The sequence below is a fragment of the Roseicella frigidaeris genome, assembly GCF_003258945.1.
In the GTDB taxonomy this organism is placed as follows: domain Bacteria; phylum Pseudomonadota; class Alphaproteobacteria; order Acetobacterales; family Acetobacteraceae; genus Paracraurococcus; species Paracraurococcus frigidaeris.
This window is the reverse complement of record NZ_QLIX01000073.1, coordinates 1-2,286: the sequence shown is the minus strand read 5'-3', so window position 1 is coordinate 2,286 and position 2,286 is coordinate 1. Positions and strand designations below refer to the sequence as shown.

The following is a 2,286-nucleotide window of genomic DNA, read 5'->3' as shown; positions in this document are numbered from 1 at the left end:
CCGCAAGGCGGCGGCCTTCATCCGCCTCGCCATGATCCGCCTCATGCTCCGCCGCCTCGCCGCAAGCACCTCAGGCTAAACCAGAACTTCCCGGAAGGGCTCTAAAAAAGCGGCAGATTGATGACCTCAAGAAGTTCCTGCGAAACCAACGGCGCCATGATAACGCAACACATCAACGCCGACTTATCAGCAGCAGCATCAAAAGGCCGGATAAGCGCAAAAGACAAGGCCATCCACTATCGCGGATGGCCTGTCGTATTCTTCTCTTTAGTTCCAGAGCCGGCCGGGCCGTCCATTCCCGAGGGCAGGCGACCCTAACCGTGCAGTCGTACGGCAGCTTGGGGTGCCGACCGCTCCGCTATTTCGCGGCCAGCAGGGTGAACTTGTGAATCTGCGGCGGTTCAGAGAACAGTTCTTCCGCCTTCTCCATCAGCGCGGCGGCAACCTTGCCGTCAAGATGGGCCTGCCGATCCTCCTCTGTGTCGAACGTATCGAAGATCGCGTACGCACCGGGACCTTCCTCGATCGCATACCAGGTCAGAGTGCCCGGCTCAGCTTGAACGAGCGGCAATGCCGAGGTCAGGAAATTGGCGACATCGCTCTCTTTACCGGGTTTGGCCTTCAGTGGCACGTACAGCGCGAGTTTGGGCATCATCGACTCCTCAAGTGAAACGGACAGATATTATTCGGCAAAGTAACGGTAGGGCGGCCGGAAAGTTCCTTATGAGGCGGAGCACACGCGGCCCCGCCTCCTCGTCGAAATCAGAACTGCTGTGCGGTCGGCCGGATGACGATCGCGTTGACGTCGACGTCATCAGGTTGTTCTACAGCGAACGCGATAGCACGCGCCACCGATGCCGCCGGGATGGCCTGCTTGTAGAAGTCGAGCACCGTCTCGGCAGCCGTGCCAGACGTCGTGAACTTCAAATCGCTTTCGACGGCTCCGGGCTCGATCGACGTGACACGGACCTTTTCACCCACCTCGTGGCGCAAGCCCTCGCTGATCGCGCTGACGGCGAACTTGGTGCCGGAGTAGACCGTGCCGCCCGGTGCGAAGACCTTGATGCCCGCAACCGAGCTCAAGTTGATGATGTGACCGCTGCCCTGCTCGAGAAAGCCGGGAAGGGCCGCCGCGATGCCGTAGAGCGTACCCTTCAGATTGACGTCGATCATCTGGTCCCACTCGTCGGTGTTGACCTCGGCCATCGGACGGATCGGCATTAGCCCGGCGTTGTTGATCAGCACGTCGAGGCGGCCGAAGTCGGCAATGATTGCGGCGACGACGGACTGGACCGCCAACTTGTCGGTGACGTCGAGCGCGTAGCTACGTGCCGTGCCGCCGTTTGCGGCGATGTCCGCGACGACCTCGTCGAGCTTGTCCTTGCGCCGCGCGGCGATGGCCACCTTTGCGCCGCGTTCCGCGAGAAGCCGCGCGGCTTCTGCGCCGATGCCGGTGCTGCCGCCGGTAATGAGAACGACCTTGCCTTCGATACCCTGGGTCATGACTGTATTCCTTCAAGTCAGTTGTTGATTTTTCGCCGGATCGCGGCTCCGCCTCAGCGGTAACCGCGTGGATGAATGAGGCCCAAGAGTCCCACGCGGAGTGCAGGTGCCAACAGGCCGATCATCCGCAACTCCTCTCTGTAGAACGGTTGTGCCAGCAGCGCCGTACCCACCCATTCTTTAAGCTTGCCCATGGCAGCACCCTTAGGTCGCGGAGACGGAGTTGGGTCTCGCACAACCGACGTTAACTCATGTTATGGTTCAGGCAAGCAGGAGGCAGCCGTGGCCAACTGGCCAATAGCTTTTACTCAACGCGTTTCAATTCCGCGCATTTTCTTTGGATCCAAGCTTAGCTCGAGTTTGGCCATTCAAGNGCGGCGTGGCAGAGCGCGTATGCGATGCCCTCGCGGAGAGCTGGCGAGAGTTTTGTGGTCTCGACGGACTGCCGGGACATGACAAAACCCTGCTCGCTCCAGATCGCGCGTCGTACTGCGGCGAGGCTGTCGGCAAAGGTCGGCCGCTGCTTGTGGTACCAAGCGCTGGTCGAGACCGCGATCCGGGCACGGTCGTCGAGGCGCGACGCCAGCAGGGTGACGATCGAGAACAACCCGAGCAGGCATGGCGTGGTGCGGGCGATGGCCTTGTCCGACCACTGCCGCTGGGTCTCCACACCGAGGTGGTCGCGGACCTCGCGGAAGGTGACCTCGAGCTGCCAGCGCTGGATGAACCAGCGGATGATCTGCAGCGGCTCCTGCGCTGGATCGGTGCAGAGCAGGGCCTGCG

General features: G+C 61.5%; 2 protein-coding genes. Both read right to left on the bottom strand.

Going from position 1 to position 2,286, the window contains the following annotated elements; all coding sequences use genetic code 11:
* Positions 1 to 358: 358 nt before the first annotated feature.
* Positions 359 to 652: a putative quinol monooxygenase gene (locus DOO78_RS26765; RefSeq protein WP_062106251.1), complete on the bottom strand. Its 294-nt coding sequence runs from the start codon at positions 650 to 652 to the stop codon at positions 359 to 361.
* A 110-nt stretch (positions 653 to 762) separates the two neighbouring features.
* A complete protein-coding gene (locus DOO78_RS26760) occupies positions 763 to 1,503 on the bottom strand; it encodes an SDR family oxidoreductase (protein ID WP_111472929.1) in 741 nt (246 codons plus the stop codon).
* Between the last annotated feature and the right edge of the window lie 783 nt (positions 1,504 to 2,286).